This is a genomic window from Streptomyces sp. NPDC043680, from assembly GCF_056436685.1.
The window spans coordinates 50,487-72,243 of record NZ_JBWKCE010000012.1 but is presented as its reverse complement, the minus strand read 5'-3'; the positions used below and the strand labels follow the sequence as shown (position 1 = coordinate 72,243).

12 protein-coding genes are annotated in these 21,757 nt (G+C 74.4%); 5 read left to right on the top strand and 7 right to left on the bottom strand.

Annotated elements, in window-relative coordinates; all coding sequences use genetic code 11:
* Window positions 1-12 precede the first annotated feature (12 nt).
* Together murC and msrB are read left to right on the top strand one after the other, a co-directional pair.
* Window positions 13-1,410 carry a UDP-N-acetylmuramate--L-alanine ligase gene (gene murC, locus AC0666_RS23185; protein WP_468971613.1) on the top strand — a complete coding sequence of 466 codons (1,398 nt, stop codon included), beginning with the start codon at window positions 13-15 and terminating at the stop codon, window positions 1,408-1,410.
* A 15-nt stretch (window positions 1,411-1,425) separates the two neighbouring features.
* Window positions 1,426-1,833 carry a peptide-methionine (R)-S-oxide reductase MsrB gene (gene msrB, locus AC0666_RS23180; protein ID WP_361712802.1) on the top strand — a complete coding sequence of 136 codons (408 nt, stop codon included), beginning with the start codon at window positions 1,426-1,428 and terminating at the stop codon, window positions 1,831-1,833.
* Window positions 1,834-1,916: 83 nt separating this feature from the next.
* Here the strand turns inward: msrB and AC0666_RS23175 are convergent, their stop codons facing one another.
* The 4 genes from AC0666_RS23175 to AC0666_RS23160 all read right to left on the bottom strand — a co-directional run bounded on the left by AC0666_RS23175 (window position 1,917) and on the right by AC0666_RS23160 (window position 4,806).
* Window positions 1,917-2,663, bottom strand: a complete 747-nt coding sequence (locus AC0666_RS23175) for a hypothetical protein (protein WP_361712804.1) — start codon at window positions 2,661-2,663, stop codon at window positions 1,917-1,919.
* A 32-nt stretch (window positions 2,664-2,695) separates the two neighbouring features.
* Window positions 2,696-3,733 (bottom strand): hypothetical protein, encoded by a 1,038-nt coding sequence (locus AC0666_RS23170; protein ID WP_468971615.1) that lies wholly within the window; start codon window positions 3,731-3,733, stop codon window positions 2,696-2,698.
* 90 nt (window positions 3,734-3,823) lie between these two features.
* A complete protein-coding gene (locus AC0666_RS23165) occupies window positions 3,824-4,183 on the bottom strand; it encodes a response regulator transcription factor (RefSeq protein WP_468971616.1) in 360 nt (119 codons plus the stop codon).
* Window positions 4,180-4,806, bottom strand: a complete 627-nt coding sequence (locus AC0666_RS23160; RefSeq protein ID WP_478708214.1) for a helix-turn-helix transcriptional regulator — start codon at window positions 4,804-4,806, stop codon at window positions 4,180-4,182. Before AC0666_RS23160 ends, AC0666_RS23165 begins: the two co-directional genes overlap by 4 nt.
* Window positions 4,807-5,139: 333 nt before the next feature.
* Here AC0666_RS23160 and AC0666_RS23155 point away from each other — a divergent pair, with 333 nt between their 5' ends.
* The 3 genes from AC0666_RS23155 to AC0666_RS23145 all read left to right on the top strand — a co-directional run bounded on the left by AC0666_RS23155 (window position 5,140) and on the right by AC0666_RS23145 (window position 11,777).
* Window positions 5,140-8,448 carry a type 2 lanthipeptide synthetase LanM family protein gene (locus AC0666_RS23155; protein ID WP_478708213.1) on the top strand — a complete coding sequence of 1,103 codons (3,309 nt, stop codon included), beginning with the start codon at window positions 5,140-5,142 and terminating at the stop codon, window positions 8,446-8,448.
* A gap of 102 nt (window positions 8,449-8,550) precedes the next feature.
* Entirely contained in the window at window positions 8,551-8,769 is a 219-nt protein-coding gene (locus AC0666_RS23150) for a hypothetical protein (RefSeq protein ID WP_468971621.1), read from the top strand.
* Window positions 8,770-8,867: 98 nt separating this feature from the next.
* The gene (locus AC0666_RS23145; RefSeq protein ID WP_478708212.1) at window positions 8,868-11,777 is read left to right on the top strand and encodes a helix-turn-helix transcriptional regulator; all 2,910 of its coding nucleotides are present in this window, start codon (window positions 8,868-8,870) and stop codon (window positions 11,775-11,777) included.
* A 70-nt stretch (window positions 11,778-11,847) separates the two neighbouring features.
* On the opposite strand, the gene AC0666_RS23140 is transcribed toward AC0666_RS23145, so the two are convergent.
* From AC0666_RS23140 to AC0666_RS23130, 3 genes are read right to left on the bottom strand one after another with little or no spacing between them, the layout of a single operon-like run.
* Window positions 11,848-13,125: an MFS transporter gene (locus AC0666_RS23140; protein WP_478708211.1), complete on the bottom strand. Its 1,278-nt coding sequence runs from the start codon at window positions 13,123-13,125 to the stop codon at window positions 11,848-11,850.
* Between the two features lie 12 nt (window positions 13,126-13,137).
* Window positions 13,138-14,418, bottom strand: coding sequence for a cytochrome P450 (locus AC0666_RS23135; protein ID WP_468971627.1), 1,281 nt, complete (start codon window positions 14,416-14,418; stop codon window positions 13,138-13,140).
* A gap of 14 nt (window positions 14,419-14,432) precedes the next feature.
* On the bottom strand, window positions 14,433-21,737 hold the full coding sequence (locus AC0666_RS23130; RefSeq protein WP_478708210.1) for an amino acid adenylation domain-containing protein: 7,305 nt from the start codon (window positions 21,735-21,737) through the stop codon (window positions 14,433-14,435).
* Window positions 21,738-21,757 lie beyond the last annotated feature (20 nt).

Sequence of the window (21,757 nt, the reverse complement as noted above, 5' to 3'; positions counted from 1 at the left end):
GGGAGATCCCGTATGACGCCGCCCGGCCTGCCGACCGCCATGGAACGCCCGCACTTCATCGGCATCGGCGGCGCCGGGATGTCCGGCATCGCGAAGATCCTCGCGCAGCGCGGGGCGAAGGTCGCGGGCAGTGACGCCCGTGACTCCGAGACCGCCCAGGCGCTGCGCGCCCACGGCGCGACGGTCCACATCGGCCACGCCGCCGACCACCTCGCCGCGGACGCCACCTGCGTGGTCGTCTCCAGTGCCATCCGCGCGGACAACCCCGAGCTGGCGCGCGCCGCCGAGCTCGGCGTCCCGGTCGTGCACCGCTCCGACGCCCTGGCCGCCCTGATGGACGGCCTGCGGCCGATCGCGGTCGCCGGTACGCACGGCAAGACCACCACCACCTCGATGCTGGCGGTCTCCCTGTCGGCGCTGGGCCTGGACCCCTCGTACGCGATCGGCGGCGATCTGGACGCCCCCGGCTCCAACGCCCAGCACGGCGAGGGCGACATCTTCGTGGCCGAGGCGGACGAGAGCGACCGCAGCTTCCACAAGTACACCCCGCAGGTCGCGATCATCCTCAACGCGGAGCTCGACCACCACGCGAACTACGCGTCGATGGAGGAGATCTACGCGTCCTTCGAGACCTTCGTCGGCAAGATCGTGCCCGGTGGCACCCTGGTCGTGGCCCACGGCCAGGAGGGCGCCGCCGAGATCGCCCGCCGCGTCGCCGGCACGGCCGGCCTCACCGTCGTCACGTACGGCGAGGAGGAAGGCGCCGACGTCCGGATCGCGAAGATCACCCCGCGTGGTCTGACCAGCGAGGTCACCGTCGTCCTGGACGGCCGGATGCTCACCTTCACCGTCTCGGTGCCCGGCCGCCACTACGCGCACAACGCCGTCGCCGCCCTCGCCGCGGGCGTCGCCCTCGGCATCCCGGCGCACAACCTCGCCTCGGCGCTGGGCAAGTACACCGGGGTCAAGCGCCGCCTCCAGCTCAAGGGCGAGGCGGCGGGTGTCCAGGTCATCGACTCGTACGCCCACCACCCGACGGAGATGACCGCCGACCTGGAGGCCATCCGCGGCGCCGCCGGGGACTCCCGCATCCTGGTCGTCTTCCAGCCGCACCTCTTCTCCCGCACCCAGGAACTGGGCAAGGAGATGGGCCAGGCCCTCGCGCTGGCCGACTCCGCCGTGGTCCTGGACATCTATCCGGCCCGCGAGGACCCGATCCCCGGGGTCACCAGCGAGATCATCATCACCGCGGCGCGCGCTGCGGGCGCCGACGTCACCGCCGAGCACGAGAAGGAAGACGTCGCCGACGTCATCGCGGGAATGGCGAAGCCCGGCGATCTCGTTCTCACGATGGGCGCGGGCGACGTCACGGACCTCGGTCCGGCCATCCTCGCCCGCCTGTCGAGCTGAGGGAGCGGGAGAGCCATGGCCTACGAGGTCGAGAAGACGGACGAGCAGTGGCAGGCGGAGCTGACGCCGTCCGAGTACCAGGTGCTGCGCCTCGCGGGCACCGAGCCGGCGTTCCGCGGTGAGTACACCGACACGAAGACGCCGGGCGTGTACGCCTGCCGCGCCTGCGGCGCCGAGTTGTTCCGCTCCACGGAGAAGTTCGAGTCGCACTGCGGCTGGCCGTCCTTCTACGACCCGAAGGACTCCGATGCGGTCGAGCTGCGGGCGGACGTCTCGCACGGCATGGTGCGCACCGAGGTCCTGTGCGCGAAGTGCGGCTCCCACCTGGGCCACGTCTTCGAGGGCGAGGGCTACCCGACCCCCACGGACCAGCGCTACTGCATCAACTCGATCTCGCTGCGCCTGACCCCGGACGAGGGCTGACCCCGGACGAGGGCTGACCCCGGCAGTCGCGTGCGCCGGGGTCAGGACGCGTTCAAGGGGTTCGCCCCCGCCGGATCCCCGGCTCAGACCGCGACGCGGTCCAGGGCCGGGAGGAACTGGTCGTAGAAGGCGGTCTTGAGGTGGAGGGCGCGCTCCTCCAGCTCGCGGAAGCCGGCGGTGGACTCCTCGTGGGCGAGGAGCTCGGTCACACGGGTGGCCAGGCGGTCCGAGTGGGAGCCCGACAGCAGGGACAGCGTCGCGAGCGAGTGGGTCTTCGCGTCGTGGACGTGGTGCGGGTAGTAGAAGCGGGAGCGGTTCTTGCCGCCCTCGGTCAGCATCGGGGCCATCCGCTCCCACAGCCGGCCGTACTCGACGGAGACCAGCACCTCGCCCCAGAACCGCAGGATCGTCAGCAGCCGCAGGTCGGCGTCGGGGTGGCCGCCCGCGTCGGCGATCAGCTCCAGGGTGTCCTGGATGACCTGCCGGGTCCGGGCCGTGGGCCGCGAGGCCACCAGGGCGGGGCGGGAGATCCCGAGGCGGCGCAGGTCCTCCGTCATGTCCTCGCGGTGCGAGGGGGTGTGGCCGTGGCCGTCGTCCGGGTACTCCTCGCGCAGGATGACCCGGGCGATCCGCAGCCCCGCCTCGTCGCGCAGCAGGTCGATCGCGAGGTCGTAGGACGGGGTGAAGGCGAGCGAGACGAAGCGCCGCTGGAGCAGGAGCGCGGCGAAGTCCTCGTCCGGGAGGGCTGCGACGTTCGCAAGGACCGGGTGTTCCTTGAACCGCTCGACCAGTGCGTCCTCGAACGCGTCCAGAGCGTGCAGATCGTGCATGACGGTACCTTTCCGTGGATCACGGGCGTGGATCACAGGCTGATGCCGGCCACCGACGTGCGCCAGTCGAGGAGGTCCACATCCGCGCCGATGCTCCACAGCGTGCGCAGCTCCCGCTGGACCTCCTCGCCCATCACCGTGTCGCCGCCGTCGATCTCGATCTGCGTCGAGTCGATGGCGAGTTGGCCGTGCAGGAACGAACTGACCAGAAAACGCTCGTCGATCTTGAACACGGCGATGGAGGGCAGGGAGTTGTAGAGACGCACCTGGAGGCGGTTGCGGTTCCCCGGGGCGAGCGCCGTGTTGAGTTCGGCCAGTCCGGCGAGGCAGCTCTCGACGCTCGCCCGCACGTTCACGGCGAGGGCCGGATCCCGCACCGCCCGGAGCGCCTCGTCGCGCAGCCCGGCCACGGGTGACGCGGGGTGCAGCAGCAGGATGCGGACGTGGACCTGCTGGTCGGTGATCGCCTTGTGCAGGGCCGCCCGGAGGTGGTGCAGGTTGGGGATCCAGGTCTGCAGGATCACCAGCTCGTCACCGGCGCGCTCCAGCAGGCCGGTGAACGCGTCTTCGGGGAAGCGGCTGTGGATCCCGACCACGCCGCCGTAGTGCTGCCGCTTGAGGCGCTGCGCGATGGCGTCGATGTCCAGCTTGGACAGGTGCGCCTCGACGTTCGCGGTCAGGGTGGTGATCTGGGTGCCGACGCTGGTCTCCAGGGCGGTGAACTTCGTGCCGACGTTCTCCTCCAGGGCGGAGACCTTCCGTCCCACGTCGGGGCCGAGGTTCCTGACCCGGTCGTCGACGGCGTCGAGTTTCTTCAGCCGTTCGAGCTCCATGAGCAGGAACACGGTGACCGTGCTCAGGATGAGCAACGTGACCTTGGGCAGTGCGCCTCCGGGGGCGAGCGTGTCCAGCCAGCCGAAGAGGTCCGCCAGCAGGACCACCACACCCGACGTGGCCATCAGGCCCAGCGCGACCTGCTCCACCCGACGGCGGACATCGACGCTCCGGCCGCCGTCTTCGTCGCGCGGGCGGCCGACGTCGCCGCCCGGACGTCCGGTACTGTCGCTCATTCCACCCCAACCCCCGTACCCCGCCCACTGTTTGAGCGATGACCGTACACCCGCGCCGCGACGGGCAAGGGTGCCTTTCCGGACAACACCTCAGATGAGGCTGTGGCGCACCGCGCAGGCCACCGCGTGGGCGCGGTTGCGGGCCTGGAGGCGGGACATCAGCTCGTAGATCACGTTCTTCACGGTGTGCTCCGAGCACGACAGCGTGCGGGCGATCACCGCGTTGCCGTGGCCCTCCGCCATCAAGGTCAGCACCGCCGTCTGCCGGGCCGTCAGGCGCGGGGTCTGCGGCGCCGCCGCGGGGCGGGCCGGCGGCTCCGCGGCGACGGCGCCGAGGAGGCGGACCAGGGCCGGGTACGGCATCCGGCCGTCCCCGGCCTGCCGCAGCAGGCTCAGCCGGTCCGCCGGTGCGGCGCTCCGCGTGCGGGTGAGTTCGGCGACGGCGCTCACAGCAGGCCCACCCGGAGGGCGTAGGCCACGGCGTGGGCGCGGTTGCGCAGCCTGAAGCGCTGGGTGATGTCGTGGACGACGGTCGTCACGGTGCGCGGCGAGTAACACAGCTGCTTGGCTATCTCGTTGGTCTCGTGGCCGTCGGCGACCAGGCGCAGCACACTGCGCTCCCGGTCACTGAGCCCCGCCGCGCCCCAGGGGTCCGGGGAGCCGTCCGCCGCCGGTCCGCCGGCGGCCGAGCGCTCCAGCAGCCGGTCCAGGAGATCCGGCGGCAGCGTGCAGTCGCCGCGCGAGGCGGCCAGTACGGCCCGCGGCAGCCGGACGGCGTCCGCCTCCCGGCGGCGCAGCAGCCCGCGGGCGCCGGCGGCGATGGCGTGCAGGGCGCCCTCCGGCGCCAGCTCGCCGGCCACCACGACCACCTCGGGGCGGCCCGGGGTGTCGCGGACGGTGCGCAGGACGTCGAGCTCCGGCCGACCGACCTGGTCCACCGTCATGACCACGACCCGCGGCTGCGTGCCCGCGGCGGTCAGGCACACCTCGGGGCAGCCGGACAGGGTGCTCTTGGTCCCGGCTTCCAGCACGGGGTCGAATGCGACGACGTCGACAGGGACGGGTTCTCCCACCAGGTCCTCCGATGATCATCCGCCGGCCGGGGTGCCGGACGGCGGAAGGGGCACTGCGCCCAGACTGGGTCCGCGGGTGCGCGGTCGGCATCGGGCGGTGGCCCCCACATTTGTGAAGGTGCGCCCCCAGGGGGGCGGATCCTGTGAAGACGGCCCGGTGCGCGCACCGCCGCCGCGGCGCAGCCGCAGGTCGAAAGGGTGGGGGCGGGCCGGTGTCCCCCCGCACCACCCGCCCCTCACGGGGGCGTCCGCGGCCCTTGTGGAGGCCGGTCCGGGGAATATGGGGGCACGGCCCCCATGTGCGGGACGCCGCGCTCTGCGAGTTTTCTTCTCGTGACTGACACCGCCACCACCGCCGAAGAGACCCGGGTCGGTGGCCTGACCCACTCCTGGTGGGCCCGGGCCCTGAACCTGCGGGAGCGGCTCGCCGCCCCGGGTGCCCCCGCACCCGTCCCGGCCGACGCCCCCCACACCCGACCGGCGTCGTGGTCCCTGGGAGACACCGAGGGCTTCGCCGCACGGCTGGCGGGTCTCGGGACCGCACAGGAGGCGGCGTACGCCCTCGCGGCGGAGGAGCCGGGCCGGCTGGCCGGGCGCAGCACCAAGCCGCGGTGGGCGCGGTACATCGAGGAGGTGGTGGCCGGGGCGCCGCGGGAAGTCCCGGCGCAGGGCCGTGCCGAGGACGGTGCCGAGGACGGCGTCCCCGGCCGTACGGAGGACCGCGCCGGCGGTGCCGAGGTGTTCCTGCCGGCGCTGCGCCCCCTGGTCACGTCCGCCTGGGCCGAGGTGGCCGCGCGGACCGAGCCGGCCGGGCCCGAACTCGCCGCGGTGCGGGCGGCCTTCGAGGAGCGGCTCGGCGACCGGCTGGTGCGGCAGGCCGCCCGGACCCTGGTCAAGGAACTCCACCGGTCCCGCACGGCCGGCCTGCTGCGGGGGGAGACCCCCCGGGAGCGGTTCGCGGCCTTCCTCGCCCACATCGGCAGCCGGCCGGGCCTGGAGCGGCTGTTCGCCCGCTACCCGGTGCTGGCCCGGATGCTCGGCCAGACCTGCGGGTACGCGGTCGAGGCCGCGGTGGAGCTGCTGGAGCGGTTCTCCGCCGACCGCCGGGCGATCACCACGGAGCTGCTGGGCGGCAGCGATCCCGGCCCGCTCGTCCGGGTGGACCTCGGGCGGGGCGACGCCCACCAGCGGAACCGGTCGGTCGCCCTGCTGCACTTCGCCGGCGGTGCCACCGTCGTCTACAAGCCGCGCCCCCTCGGCCAGCACGCCCTGCTGGACCAGGCGGTCGGCTGGGCCAACGGCAAGGTGCCCGGCCTCGGCCTGCGGACCCCCGGCTCGCTGCGCCGCGACGGGTACGGCTGGCTGGAGTTCATCGAGCACGGCTGGTGCCGGTCGCCCACCGAACTGGACCGGTTCTACCGGCGCCAGGGCGCCCTGCTCGCCCTGCTCTACGCGATCGACGGCGTGGACATGCACTACGAGAACGTCATCGCCTGCGGTGACCAGCCGGTCCTGGTGGACGCGGAGACCCTGCTGCACGCCGGTCTGCCCGCCGCCGTGACCTGCGGTTCCGACCCGGCGGCCGAGGCCCTGGCGGCCTCGGTGTACCGCACCTGCCTGCTGCCGAGCCTGCTGATCGGCGAGAACGGCGCCATGGACATCTCGGCCCTCGGCGGCCCCGACGGCGGCTCCTACCCGAGCGACGGGCTGCGCTGGGAGGCCGCCGGGACAGACGAGATGCGGCTGCTGCGCGGGCGCATCGCCAGCCCGGCCGGCCAGAACCGGCCGCTGCCGCAGCACAGGGCGGCCGGCCACGCCGACCACCGCGCCGCGCTGCTCGAAGGCTTCCGCGCCGGGTACGACGCGATCACCGCGCACCGCACCGAACTCCTCGGCGACGGGACCGAGCCGGGCCTGCTGGCCCGCTGGGCCACCAGCCCCGGGCGGCTGATCGCCCGCTCCACGCGCCTCTACACGACCCTGCTGGACGAGTCCACCCACCCCGACGTGCTGCACGACGCGCTGACCCGGGACGCGGTACTCGCCGTGCTCTGGGCGGAGTCCGAGCACGACCCGGCCCGGCAGCGCCTGATCGAGGACGAGATCGCCGATCTGTGGTGCGGGGACGTGCCGCTCTTCTTCCACCACCCCGCGCACACCTCGCTGGAGACCTCCCGGGGCACCTTCCTCGACGGGGTGCTGCCCGCACCGAGCCTGCGCGCCGCCCGCGAGAAGATCGCCGCCATGGGCGAGGTGGACCGCCACGACCAGGAGTGGGTGATCTCGGCGACGCTCGCCGTCACCGGCGCCAACCTCAGTGTGGACGGGCCGCGTTCGGCCCTGACCGGAAGGGTGGCACCGGCCGTCGTACCCGAGCCCTCCCGGCTGCTCGCCGCGGCCTGCGGCATCGCCGACGAGATCGCGGCCCGCGCCGTCCACGGCGACGGGCGCGTCAACTGGCTGGGCCTGGAGGAGGTGGCCGCCGAGCACTGGGCCGTCCTGCCGATGGGCGGCGGCCTCGCCCAGGGCTACTGCGGGGTCGCGCTGTTCCTCGCCCAGCTCGGCGCCCTGACCGGCGCCGACCGGTACACCACGCTGGCCCGGCAGGCCGTACGCCCGTTGCCCGGGCTGCTGTCCGCGATGGCCGCGGACCCGGCGCTGAGCGCCGCCGCGGGCCCCGGCGCCCTGCACGGACTCGGCGGCATCCTCTACGCCGCGGCCCGGCTGGCCGCCCTCCTCGACCACTCCGGCGACGGCGACGGCGACAGCAGCGGCCTCGCCGCCTGCCTGCCCGCCGCCCTCGCCGCCCTGGAACTCGCCGTCGAGGCCGACCCCGAGGGTTCTGTCGACCTCGCCGACGGCCTCGCCGGGGCCCTCGCCGCCACCGTCGCGGTGCAGCGGACGTACGGGCACCCCGCCGTGGCGGGAGCGGCCCGACGGCTCGCCGACCGGCTGCTCGTCCGGGCGGGCCGGCAGCGCCCCGGCGCCCCCGGCTTCGCCCACGGCGACGCGGGCATCGGCTGGGCCCTGCTGCGCTACGCCGCGGCCCAGGAGCCGTCCGCCCAGCCGTCCGCCCGGCCGTCCGGGCAGCCTTCGGTTGCCGCCCCGGCCACGGCCCCCCACGCCCGCGCCGGAGCCGCGCTGCTGCGGCGGGCGCTGGACGCGTCCCTGCGCCGGGCCGGCCGGCCCGGCCCGGCCGACCTCGGCTGGCATTCGGGCCTGGCGGGCACCGCCCTGGCCGCCGCCGACGCGCTGTCCGCCGCCGAGGGCCTCGGCCCCGGCCTGCTCGGCGCCGCAGGCCCGCTCCCGGCGGCCGAAATCGACCGGTGCGTCACGCTGCTGGACGCCGCGCCCGCCGAATGCCCCGACCTGAGCCTGCGGCACGGCGCGTTCGGCTCCCTGGAACTGCTCGGCGTCCTCGCCGGACAGGGCCACGACGCCGCCCGGTCCGCGCTGGTGCGCCGCACCGGAGAGGTGCTCGGCCGGCTCGACGACCACGGCCGCCGCTGCGGCACCCCCGACCACGTCCCGTCCCCGGGCCTCCTCACCGGCCTCTCCGGCATCGGGTACGCCCTGCTCCGGCTGGGCTTCCCGGAGGCGGTCCCCTCCGTCCTGCTGCTCGACCACGCCGCCCCGCGGTAGCGGGCGGCCCGTCCCGCACCACCTGCTGACCAGCGTCACGGCACCACGTACCACTGCACCGAGCACCACTCCCATCAGGTATCGAGAAAGGTACTCACCACCATGCAGAAGACCCAGGTCAACGCCCAGTCCGTGACGGCCGCCGAGGCGATCGAGGCCGGGACGCGGGTCGAGGACCCGGCCGGCGGGATCACCCTGTCGGGACGGAACAAGGCGTGCGCCCGGGCCCGTGCTCTGGCCGGTGTGGTCCTCACCAGCGGCATCGTGATCACCCTGAGCACGATCGACACCAGCGTCTCGGCCCCCAACGTCTCCTGGTAGCCGGGGCGGCCGTCCCCTCCCGCGTCCTGTTCGCAAGGCATCGGAAAAGGCCAACTTTCGCCGCACGGAGCCCCGTACGCATGAACTAGATTGCGCTCATGCGTTCCCGTTCGCGGTACATCGTCGGTCGTGACTCGCAACTGCGGGACATCCAGCAGGCCTTGACCGACGCGGGCGAAGGACGCGGCAGGGTCGTCTTCCTGGTCGGCGAAGCCGGGATCGGCAAGTCCCGGCTCGCCGCCGAAGCCGTCGGCATGGCCTTCGGCACGGGCATGCGCGCACTGCGGGGCCGGAGCAGCACCACCGGCCCCACCGTGCCGTTCCGGCCACTCACCGAAGCACTCATGTCGCTCTTCCGGAGCGGCGAACCGCTGGACGACCTGCCGCTGGGGCCCTACCGGCCGGCGCTGGGCAGGATCATCCCCGACTGGAGCAGCGACGCCCAGAACAACAGCTCCATGGTGATCCTCGGCGAGGCCGTGCTGCGGCTGCTCATCGCCACCGGAAAGGAGCACGGCCAGCTGCTCCTGCTGGAGGACCTGCACGACGCCGACCCCGAGACCCTCGCGGTCGTGGAGTACCTGGTGGACAACCTGGAGTACACCAACGTGGTGCTCCTGGCCACCATCCGTACGGAGCCCTGCGACGCGCTCGACATGGCCGACTCGGCCCGCCGGCGCGGCGTGGGGACCGTACTGGAACTCGCCCCGCTCACCCGCACCGAGGTCTGCGGCCTCATCGCCGCCCAGCTGGACACCGAACCCGAACTGGTCCCCGCCGAGGCCCTGGAACGGCTGTGGGACGACAGCGCGGGCAGCCCCTTCCTCGTCGAGGAGCTCCTCCAGGGCATGATCGGCAGCGGCGCCCTCGTCCGCTCCGAGGACGGCTGGCGGGTCGTCGGCGACCTGCGCAGCGACGTGTCCACCGCCCTGGCCCGCGGCATCCTGCGGCGCATCGACCGGCTGGGGCCCCAGGGGCTGACCCTGCTGTCCGCGGCCGCCGTGATCGGGCGGCGCTTCCCCCTGACCGTGCTCCAGCGGATGACCGGCATCGACGACCGCGGCCTGCTCAGCCACCTGCACGCGGGCGTCGCCGCCCAGCTCGTCGTCCCCGACGAGCCCGCGCCCGACTGGTACGCCTTCCGGCACTCCCTCACCGCCGAGGCGCTGCTGACCCAGCTCACCCCGGCCAACCGGGCCGCGATGTCGGGGCAGGCCGCCGACGCGGTCCAGGCGCTCTACCCGGACCTGGAGGGCGACTGGTGCCCCCTGGTCGCGGAGCTGCGCGCCCAGGCGGGCGACGACGCCGAGGCCGGCACCCTGTTCACGGACGCCGGACTGCGGGCGCTGTCGGCCGGCGCGATCGGCTCGGCGGTCACCCTGCTCAGCCGCGCCGAACGGCTGCTGGCGGGCAGCCAGGACGCCGCCGGCCGCACCGTCGCCCTGGAGGCGCTGCTGCCCGCACTCGCCGAGGCGGGTGACTTCGCACGGGCCTTCAGCTTCGCCGAGAACATGCACACCCTCGTCGGCAGCGGGCTCGGCGCCACCCGGCTCGCCGCCCTGCACACCCGCCTGGCCAAGGTGGCCCACACCGCCGGCCGCTGGGAGGACGGCAATAGACAGATAGCCCAGGCCAGAGCACTCCTGGGCGGTAACCCCGACGAGCGCAGCACCGCCTCCATCGACGTGACGGCCGCCTACCTCGCCCTCGACACCCCCGGCCCGGACCGCACCCAACTGGCCGAGAAACTCGCCTACTCCGGCCTCCTCGCCGCCGAGCGGCACGGCCTGGCCACGGTCGTCTGCCAGGCCTGGGAACTCCTGGCCACCCTCGCCCGCGAACGCGACTTCGACGAGGCCACCGCCCTGCTGGAATCGGCCCTCCACACCGCCGAACAGCACCAGCTCCCGCTCCAGCGGATGTACGCGCTCACCCGCATCGGCGGCAACAACTGGCTCACCGAAGGCAACACCGCCCCGCTGCTGCACGCCCGCGCCGAGGCCCTGCGGCTCGGCTCGGCCACCATCGTCCACACCATCGACGGCATCATGATCCTGGACGCCGTCCTGCGCGGCGACTTCGCCACCGCCGAGCGGTGCGCCGAGGAGTGCCTGGCCGTCGTACAGCGGCTGCGGCTGGCCCCCGCGACCCGGTACGTCCTGATGGCCCAGGCCAGCCTGGCGGCCCACCGCGGGGAGCGCGCGGCCATGGACCGGGCGCTGGCCGCCTTCGCCGAGTGGGACGGGGCCGGATCCCAGGAGGAGCCGCTCACCCGCGGCCTCGCCCGGGCCTTCTGCGCGCTCATGGAGGAGGACCGGCCCGGCGCGGTACGCGAACTGCGCGCCGTGGCCGAACTGGAGAGCACCAACCCCAGCACCTACTACCTCAGCGGCCGCTACGGCATCGGCCTGCTCCTGGACGTGCTCGCCGGCGCCGCCGGGCGCCCCGCATACGAGGAGATCGCCGCCACCGCCCCCGGGCGCATGCGCTGGAACCGGCAGTTCGTCCACTTCGCCGGCGCCGTGGTGCACGGCCGCGAGGGCCGCCCCGAGGAGGCGGCCGCCTGCGTCGCCGAGGCCCTGCACGCCGCCGAGCCGTACGCAACCGCCCTGCACCTGGGCCTGCGGCTGATCGCGGACGCGGCGTTCGAGGACGGCTGGGGCGAGCCGGTGGCCTGGCTGCGCCGCGCCGAACAGCACTTCCACCAGGGCGGGGTGGCCTATGTCGCCGGCGCCTGCCGGGCCGGGCTGCGCCGGATGGGCGCCCCGGTCCACCAGCGCCGCACCGGTTCGAGCCGGATCCCGGAGGTACTGCGCTCCCAGGGCGTCACCGTCCGCGAGTACGAGGTGTTCCAGCTGCTCGCCGAGCGGCTCGGCAACAAGGACATCGCCGACCGGCTCTACATCTCGCCGCGTACGGTCGAGAAGCACATCGCCGCACTCGGCACGAAGACGGGCCGTGCCAACCGGGCGGCGCTGTGCGAGCTGTCGGCGTCCCTGGAGTCCTGATACCGGGCGCCGCCCCGCCTGATACCGGGCGCCGCCCCGCCGGGGGCGGGGCGGCGCTGCGGCCGTCCGGTCAGCGCATCCCGCGGACCGTCTTCGAGGCCAGGATCCCGAGGGCCGTCACCGAGAGGATCACGGCGGAGAGGGTGAACATCGGGGCGCTGCCCGAGTGGGCCAGGGCCCCGCAGGCGATCAGCGAGAGCGGCGCCACCCCGTAGCCGATGACCATGTCCACCGCGATGACGCGACTCAGCACGGAGCCCGGGATGTTGCGCTGGATCCAGCTCATCCCGAAGACCCCTTGGAAGCCCATGCCGAAGCCCATCGCCAGGACCGTGGCGAGCGCCGCCGCCGTGTTGCCGACGAGGCCCAGCAGCGCCGTGCCGACCGCCAGCCAGCCGGCCAGCGCGGCGATCAGCAGGCCCACCCGGGGGCGGCCGGCCAGTGACCCGCCGACGAGCGTGCCCAGCATCGCCCCGCCCGCCAGGGCGCCGTTGAGCAGGCCCAGGGTGGTGGAACCGCCGTGCAGGTCGATCTTGGCCAGGGTGGCGAAGCCGACGGTGAACGGGCCCGACTGGCAGAAGGTCACCGCCGCGTCCACGACCAGGATCGTGCGGATCCGCGGGTCCTCCAGGGCGTAGCGCAGCCCCTCCCGCATCCGGGCCGTCAGCGGGGCGGGCGCCGGGGGCGCCGCAGCGGGCTCCGCCGCCTTCGCGTCCCCCGGTTCCGGATCCGGTGCGGGCCGCGCCGGGGGCCGTATCCCCGCGATGCACAGTCCGCAGAGCGCGAAACACACCCCGTCGACGAGGAAGGCGACGGGCGCGTCGCTGAACGCCACCACCATGCCGCCGACGGCCGGCCCCAGCACCGCGGCCACCTTGGTGCCGACCGCGAGCAGGGCGTTGGCCGGCGCCAGCAGCTCCTCGTCGACCACCGACGGCAGGATCGACGCCCGCGCGGGCTGGAAGAACGCGTCGACGGCGCCGAAGGCGGCGGCGGCGCAGCACAGCATCCAGAGCGTCAGGGAACCGGTCGTGCCGGCCAGCCCGACCGCCGTCATCAGGGCGGCCCGGGCCCAGCTGGAGAACTTCATCAGCGCCCGCGGGGACCAGGTGTCGCTCAGGGAGCCGCCGACCAGGGTCAGCAGGGCCCGTGGGACCGCCTGGAAGGCGAGGACGTAGCCCAGCGCCAGGGTGGACCCGGTCAGGCCCAGCGTGATCCACGCGAACGCGATGTAGCTGAACCCGTCGCCGAGCAGGGACAGGGACTGCCCGAGCCACAGCAGGCGGAAGGACGGCAGCCGGGCGGGGGCGCGCAGCCGTGATCCCGCGCCCGCCAAGGTGGTAGCCATGAGAGGGGCCTTTCAGTAGCGGACGGGCAGGGCGGTCAGCGCGCGGTTGAGCAGCGAAGGCTGCCAGGTGAGCTGCTGTTCGAGCAGTTCCAGGTCCGGGTACTCGCGCACCAGCACGTCGACCACCGCCCCCGCGACCAGCCGGGCCAGCGCCGCCCCGATGCAGAAGTGCGCCCCGAAGCCGAAGCCCAGGTGGGAGGCGCTGCCGCGCAGCACGCTGAACCGGTCGGGATCGGCGAAGCGCTCGGGGTCCCGGTTGGCGGCCGCGGTGACCAGGAACATCCGGTCGCCGGAGCGCACCGGGTGGCCGTCGAGGTCGAAGTCCCGGGCGGCCGTGCGGATCGACATCTTCGACGGGCCGTCGTGGCGCAGCGCCTCCTCCACCGCCATCGACACCCGCGCCGGGTCCTCCCGTACGGCCGCCAGCTCCTGCGGATGGCGCAGCAGGGCCAGCACGGTGTTGACGATGAGGTTGCTGGTGGTCTCGCCGCCGGCGAAGGCCATCTGGGTCAGCATCCCGACGAACTCCTCCTCACTCACCGACGTGCCGATCTGGCCGCCCGCGAGCACGGCGCTGATCAGGTCGTCCTTGGGGTCGGCGCGGCGTTCGCGGACCAGGCCGGCGAGGTAGTCGTCCAAGTTGACCAGGGACTGGAGCGAGGTGCGGTACTCGCGCTCCTCCTGGGCGGCGCCCAGCACCAGGTCGCCCACCCGGGCGTTCCAGTACCAGAAGGAGGGCCCGTGCGCCTGGGGTACGCCCAGCCAGCGGGCGAAGACCAGGGCGGGCAGCGGCCGGGCGATGTCCGCGACCAGGTCGCCGGTCCGGCCGGGAACCGCGCGCCGGGCGAGCATGGCGCGGGTGGCGCGTTCCACGAAGGTGCGGTAGCGGCCGATCGAGCGGGCCGCGAACTGCTCCTGGAACACCTGGCGCAGCCGCCGGTGCTGCGGCGGGTCGTTGAACACCATCCAGCGGGACAGGATGGCGAAGGCCCGCTCGGCGTCCTCTCGGGCACCCTCCGGTACGGCGTCCATCAGCGGGCGCACCCGCTCGGCGGAGACCGCCGGGTCGCGCAGGCAGTGCATCAGCTGGGCATGGCCCGTCACCAGCCAGGCGCGGTGCATGGCGCTCCAGTACACCGGATCGTGGTCGCGCAGGGAGTTGAGGTACGGGTACGGGTCCGCGTTGACGGCGGGGTCGAGCAGGTACCGCTCGGTGAAGCCGGCCGGCGCGGAGGCGGGTGCCGCCGTCGCAGTCGCCGCCGCCGCTTCCGCGGTCGCAGTCGTCTGCGTCATCGTCGTCAGGGTCGTCATCGCCGGGCCTCCGTCCGGATCGAGTGCAGCAGGGCCGCGGTGGTGCCGATCAGGGGTTCGGACATCAGCGACATGTGGTCTCCCTCGGTCACGTGGACGGTGAGCCCGCCCAGGGCCAGCCCGCGCCAGCGTTCGACGTACTCCCGGAAGCCCACGTCCAGTCCGGGCATCGGCTCGCCGTCGGGGAGGCCGGCGGCAGCGCTGCCCACCACGAGGTGGACGTGGCCGGGGTAGGGCCGCAGCTCGTAGCCGGCCAGGGCGGTGAGCAGCGAGTGCCACACCTCGATCGGGGCGTTCTCCACCATGGCCGCCTCGTCCGCGCCCATGCCCGCGCCGAGCAGCAGCGCGGTGAGCTCGGCGGTCGCCGCCTCCCGCTCGGCCGACGGCGCCAGGGCGCGCACCCGGTCGCGCAGCCGCAGCCCCTCCTCCATGTCCCGGCCGACGGCGGCGAGCCGCTCCCGGGAGGCGGGGCAGGGCAGGTACGGCTCGATCAGCGTCAGCGGCGCCACGGTGTGGCCCGCCTCGTGCAGCTGGGTCGCCATCTCCATGGCCAGGTTGGCGCCCATCGACCAGCCGAACAGGTCGTGCGGGCCGGTCCGCCCGTGCTCGGTGATCTCCGCGGCGTAGTTGGCCGCGATGCCCGCCACCGTGGTCGGGTCGACCCCGCCGAGCAGCCCCCGGGCCTGGAAGGCCCGTACCGGCACCCCGGCCGGCAGGGCCCGGGCGAGCCCGACGTACCAGGCCGCGCTGCCGCCGGTGGGGTGGACGCACCACATCGGGTCGCCCTCGCCCTCCCGTAGCCGGACCTCGGACCTGACGTCCTGCGCCGCGTCCGCCGACCGCCCGGCCCGGGCGGCGAGCTGGGCGATGGTCGGGGCCTCGATCAGGTCTCGGACCGAGACCGGCAGGCCCCGGGCCGCGGCCCGGGCGGCCACCCGGACCGTCGACAGGGAGCTGCCGCCGATGCGGAAGAAGTCGTCGTGGACGCCGACCCGCGGCAGGCCCAGCACCGCACGCCACACCTCGGCCAGCGCCTCCTCGGCCGGCGTGCGCGGCGCTACGTAGGCGGTGTCGAGGTCGGAGCGCTCCTGCGGGAGCGGCAGCGCGCCCCGGTCCACCTTCCGGCTGGTGTTCAGCGGCAGTTCGTCGAGGAACACGAACCGGGCGGGCACCATGTACTGGGGCAGCCGGGAGCGCAGCTCCAGCCTCAAGGCCTCCGCGTCCGGGGCGGCGCCGGGCGCGGGCACCACGTACGCGACCAGCGCCGGGTCGCCCGGCAGGTCGCGGCGGAGCAGGACGACCGCCTTGTGCACCGCGGGCAGCTCCCGCAGCGCGTGCTCCAGCTCGCCCAGCTCGATGCGGAAGCCGCGCAGCTTGACCTGGGTGTCCCGGCGGCCGAGGCACTCGATGCTGCCGTCGGCGTGGTAGCGGCCGAGGTCGCCGGTGCGGAACAGCCGCCCGCCGGGTTCGCCGTACGGGTCGGGCACGAACGTGGTGGCGGTGAGTTCGGGCCGGTTCAGGTAGTACAGGCCGACGGCGTCGCCGCCCAGGCATATCTCGCCGGGCACCCCGACGGGCGCCGGCTGGAGGGCGTCGTCGAGCACGTACACCTGGGTGTTGCGGATCGGCGGCCCGATCGGCGGCAGGCCGCCGCCCACCCGGCAGATCTCGCCGCAGGACCACACGGAGGTCTCGGTCAGGCCGTAGGAGTTGACGAAGCGCCGGCCGCGGGACCACACGTCGGCCATCTCGGCCGTGGGCGCTTCGCCGCCGGTCACGATGGTGCGCAGCGTGGGCAGTTCGTCGTGCTCCTCCGCCAGCACCGCGAGCGAGCTCGGCGGCAGGGCGGCGGCGGTGATCCCGTGGGCGTTGATGGTGGCCGCCAGGTCGGGGCCGGGCAGCAGCGCCTCCTTGGGCGCCGTGACCAGCCGCGCCCCGTTGGCGAGGGCCCAGGTCAGCTCGCTGACGAACACGTCGAAGCTGAACGAGGCGAACTGCAGCACCCGGTCGTCCCCGGTGGGCCGGCACACGTCCCGCTGGCCGTGGATCAGGTTCGTGAGCCCGCGGTGCGGCACCGCGGCGCCCTTGGGCCTGCCGGTCGACCCGGAGGTGTACAGGACGTACGCGGTGTTGCCGGCGGCGGTCCCGGCGTCGGGCGACCGCCGCACGGGCTGCCCGAGCGGGGCGTCCAGCAGCACCGTCTCCCCGTCGAACGGGACCTTGCCCGCCAGCGCGGACTGCGTGAGCAGCACCCGCATCCCGCTGTCCCCGGCCACGAAGGCGAGGCGCTCGGCGGGGTGCTGCGGATCGAGCGGGAGGAACGCGCCGCCCGCCTTGAGCACGGCGACCACCGCCCGCACCATGTCCGGGCCCCGGTCCGCGCAGATCCCGACGATCACCTCGGGCCCCACGCCGAGTTCCCGCAGCCGGGCGGCCAAGGCCCCGGCCGAGGCGTCCAGTTCGGCGTACGTCAGCTCGCTCGTGCCGTGGGCGACGGCCACCGCGTCCGGGGTGCGCCGGGCGTGCTCGCCGATCCACTCGTGGAAGAGCTGCGGCGGGTTCTCCACGACCGGGCCGCGCGCCCAGTCCACCAGGGCGCGCCGGCGCGCATCCTCCGCCAGCCGCGGAGCCGTGGCCGGCCCCTCGGGGTCGGCGACCATCGTCGCCAGCAGCCCGCACACCACGTCGGAGAGCTGCTCGGCGGCGGCCGGGTCCACCCGGGTGGTGTCGACGTCGACGCTGAACCCCTCCACGCTCACGTTGATGTTGAGGGGGAACATGGTCTGCGCGATTTCCTCGGACTCGTCCCAGCTGTCGCCGGAGAGCCGGTGGAAGTTGATGTAGTTGAAGAGGACGTCGACCAGGCCGGGCTCGTTCGGCCGCAGCCGGCCGATCCGCGCGAGCGGCACCCTGCGGTGCGGCATCAGCTCCTGCTCGGCCGCGAAGACGGTGCGCAGCAGGTCCAGCCAGCTCTGCCCCGGGCCGGGCCTGCCGATGCCGAACGGCACGCTGTTGAGGAACAGCCCGCGCATCCGGTCGGCGCCCGGCAGCTCCGGACGGCCGTTGGTGACCAGCCCGATCGAGTGCCCGGCGGCCGGGTGGTCGGCGTCGTGCTCCGCGAACATGCCCATGGTGTGGTGGAAGGCGGCGAGCAGGACGGTCCGCCGCGGTACGCCGGCGCGCCGGGCGAGGCGTCCGATCGGCTCGGCGAGCGCCGCATAGGAGCGGCGGATCTCGACGATGTCCGAACTGCCGGCGCGGGAGGCGCCGCTGCCGCGCCGGGGGAACCGTACGGGCCGCAGCTCGGCCAGCCGGCCGCTCCAGAAGGCCAGCCCCTCCTCGGACTCGGCCGCCGCCCGCTCCAGCGCCACGTATTCGGCGAACCGGGGGGACGCGGGCAGGCTCGGCACGCGCCCGAGGGCCACCGCCTGGCGGTGCAGGTCGAGCAGGTCCGCGATCAGCGAGGTGAGGCTCCAGCCGTCCAGGACCACATGGCAGTCCGTGATCGTGATCCGCAGCTCGTGGTCGGTGAGCTGGTGCAGGTGGATGCGCACCAGCGGCGCGGCGGCCAGGTCGAAGCGACGGGAGAACTCCTCCTTGACGTAGGCCTTCACCGCCGCCCGCTGCTCCTCGCGGCCCAGGGCCCGCAGGTCGCTGAAGCCGACCGGGAGTTCGGCGGTGCGGTGCACCAGCTGCAGCGGCTCGCCGTAAGAGACGAGGTCGATGGAGGTCCGCAGGATGTCCTGGCTGCGCACGGCGGTCTCCACCGCCGCCTGGAAGGCGGAGAGGTCGAAGCCCTCCGGCACGGTGATCTTCAGGTCGGTGACGTTGTGGTAGGCCCCGCGCCGCTCGTCGGCCAGCATCTCGTGCAGCATCCCGGTCTGCAGCAGGGTCAGCGGGTACGCGTCCTCCAGCCCCTGCGGCAGCCGGGCCGCGTCGGCCGGGTCGAGCTGCGAGAACGGCGCCACGGGTGCCGGCCCCGCGTCGTCGGCTGCGGTCGCCAGCCGGGCCAGGTCCGCCAGGGTGCGGGCCCGGAACAGGTCGGCCACGCTCAGCCCGAGGCCCGCCGAGCGGGCCCGCCCGACCACCCGCAGGGCCAGGATGGAGTCGCCGCCCAGGTCGAAGAAGTTCGCCGTGCTGCTGACCCGTTCGGTGCCCAGCACCTCGGCCCAGATGGCGGCCAGTGCCTCCTCGGCCGCACCGGCCGGCGCGGTGAAGTCGGCCGGGGCGGCCGTCCCCTCGGCGGCCACCGCCACCAGCGCGGCGCGGTCCACCTTGCCGTTCGCGGTGATCGGCAGCCTGGCATGGCGTACGAACAGCGCGGGGACCATGTACTCGGGCAAGGTCAGCCGCAGCCGGTCCCGCAGGTCCGGCGCGTCCAGCGGCCGGCCCTCGGTCAGCACCACGTGGGCGACGAGCCGGGCCCCGCCGTGCGCATCGGGCCGGGCCACCACCGCCGCGTCCCGAACCCCCGGCAGGACCCGCAGAGCGGTCTCGATCTCGCCGGGCTCGATGCGGAAGCCGCGGATCTTCACCTGGTGGTCGGCACGCCCCACGTACGCCAGCTGTCCGTCGGGCAGTACCCGGACGAGGTCACCGGTGCGGTACATCCGGGTCCCGTCCGGGCCGAAGGGGTCGGCCGGGAAGCGCTCGGCGGACAGTTCGGGCCGGTTGCGGTAGCCGCGGGCCACCCCGCCGCCGGCCACGTACAGCTCGCCCACCGTGCCGCGGGGCACCAGCCGGCGCGCCCGGTCCAGGACGTACCCGTGCTGGCCGTGCAGGGGGCGGCCGATCGGCGAGTACACGGGGGAGTGCGTGTCCTCCTCGGTGATCAGCCGGTAGGTGACGTGCACGGTGGTCTCGGTGATCCCGTACATGTTCACCAGGGCCGGCCGCTCGTCCTCCGGCACGGCGAACCAGTCCCGGTAGTCCCGGGCGTCGAAGGCGTCCCCGCCGAAGACGACGGTGCGCAGCGGGAGGTCGGCGAACACCTCGCCCTGCTGCGCCATGTGGGCGCGCAGCCCCTTGAACGCGGCGGGCGTCTGGTTCAGTACGGTGACGCCCTCCCGGCGCAGGACGGCGTGCACCGCGGCCGGGTCGCGGACCTCGTCCCCGGTCAGCACCACCACCCTGCCTCCGCTGGTCAGCGGCCCCCACAGCTCCCACACGGAGAAGTCGAAGGCGGGGGAGTGCACCAGGGTCCACACGTCGTCCGGGCGGAAGGCGAAGTGCCGGTCCGCGGCGTCGAACAGCCATGCGGCGTTCGCGTGGGTGATCTCCACGCCCTTCGGCTGCCCGGTCGAACCGGAGGTGTAGATGACGTACGCGAGGCTGTCGGCCGTCGGGAGGACCTCGGCCGGGCCGTCCTCCCCGTCCTCCTCCGCCGCGACCTGTCCCCGGGGGTCCTCCAGCGGGATCACCCCCACCGGCAGCCCCTCCACCGCCGCGCGTCCGTCCGCGTCCGCGACCACCCACTCCACCCCGGCGTCGGTGACCGTGAACGCGCGGCGCGCCCGCGGGTGGGACGGGTCCAGCGGCAGGTACGCCGCGCCGGCCCGCCACACCCCGAGCAGGGCCACGGCCAGATCGACCGTCCGGCCCAGGCACACCCCCACCAGGGACTCCCGCCCGATCCCCGCCGCCCGCAGCCGCCGCGCCAAGGCCCGCGAGGCGGTGTCGAGTTCGGCGTACGTCAGGCTGCGACCGCCGCCGCTGACGGCCACGGCCCCCGGCGTCCGCCGGATCTGCTCGGCCACCCGCGCCGGAGCCAGACGGGGCGCGACCTCGGGGAGGCCACCGGCCGGGGTGCGGGCCGCGGGGCCGTCGGGACCCAGCAGCTCGGCGATCTCCGGCTCCGTCAGCAGGGCCATCTCGCTCAGCGGCACGCTCGGGGCCGCGGTGAAGGCCTCCAGCACGGCCACGGTGTGCGCCGCCAGCCGCGCCACCGACTCCTCGGCGAACAGGTCCGGCCGGTACACGAACCGCAGCCGCACCCGCCGCGCCTGCGCGTCCTCGGCGACGTCCAGCGTCAGGTCGAACTTCGCGGTGGTCAGGTCGATGGGCACCGCCGTGCCGCTCGCCGCGCCGAGCGTGTACGGGCCGTCCTGCCGGTCGGCGGTGTGCGAGAACAGCACCTGGAACAGCGGATTGCGCGACAGGTCCCGGTCGGGGCTGAGCTCGTCGACGACCCGCTCGAAGGGCAGGCCCTGGTGTGAGAGGGCGCCCAGCACGCTCTCCCGGGTCCGGGCGAGCAGCTGCGCCGAGGTGGGATCGCCCGACAGGTCGGTGCGGATGACCAGGGTGTTGACGAAGAACCCGACGAGCTGCTCGGTCTCCGGCTGCTCCCGGTTGGCGACCACGGTGCCGATCGCGATGTCGTCCTGGCCGCTGTGGAAGGCCAGCGCCGCCTGGAAGGCCGCCATCACGGTCATGTACGAGGTCGTGTCGGCGCGCCGGCCCACCTCGGCCAGCGCCTCGGTCAGCTGCGCGGGCAGCTCGACGGTGTGCACGGCCGCGGCGTAGGAGCGGGTGGCCGGACGCACGTGGTCGGTGGGCAGGTCCAACGGGGCCAGCCCGGCCAGGGTGCTGCGCCAGTAGGCGAGGTCGGCGCTCTCGTCGGTGCCGCGCTGCCAGATCGCGTAGTCGGTGTACGAGATCGGCGCCGGGCCGGCCGGCGGCGGGCCTCCCTGCGCTCTTGCCTCGTACAGCTCCCGCAGGTCCCGCACCAGGATGTCCAGCGACCAGCCGTCCGAGACGATGTGGTGCATGGCGAGCACCAGGACGTGGTCGTCCTCGGCGATGCGCAGCAGCGTGGCCCGGAACGCGGGCTCGGCCGCCAGGTCGAAGGGGCGCAGCGCCCGCTCCCGCACGGCCGCCGCCACGGCCGCGTCACCGCCCTCCCGGACGGCGGCGGACAGCTCGACCAGGTCCAGGCCCGCTCCCTCGGCGGAGAGCACCCGCTGGAAGGGGACGCCCTCCTCGTCGGGGAAGACGACCCGCAGCTGCTCGTGCCGGGCGACCAGGTCGGCGACCGCCGCGTCGAGCGCGGCCACGTCGACCGGGCCGGTGAACCGCCAGGCCGCGGGCATCAGGTACTCGGTGCTGCCCGGGTCGAGCTGGTCGAGGAAGTACAGGCGCTGCTGCGCGGCCGACAGCGGAGCCTGCTCGGGGCGCGGGTCCAGGCGCGGGATGCCGGCGGGCGCGGCGGAGGCCTTGCCGCGCAGGCGCTGCTCCAGGAGGCGGCGGGCGGCGGGGGAGAGACCGCCGGACGTGGGGGAGGACTCGACCTGTGAAGTGGTCATGGGAAGTTCCGTCCAATCTC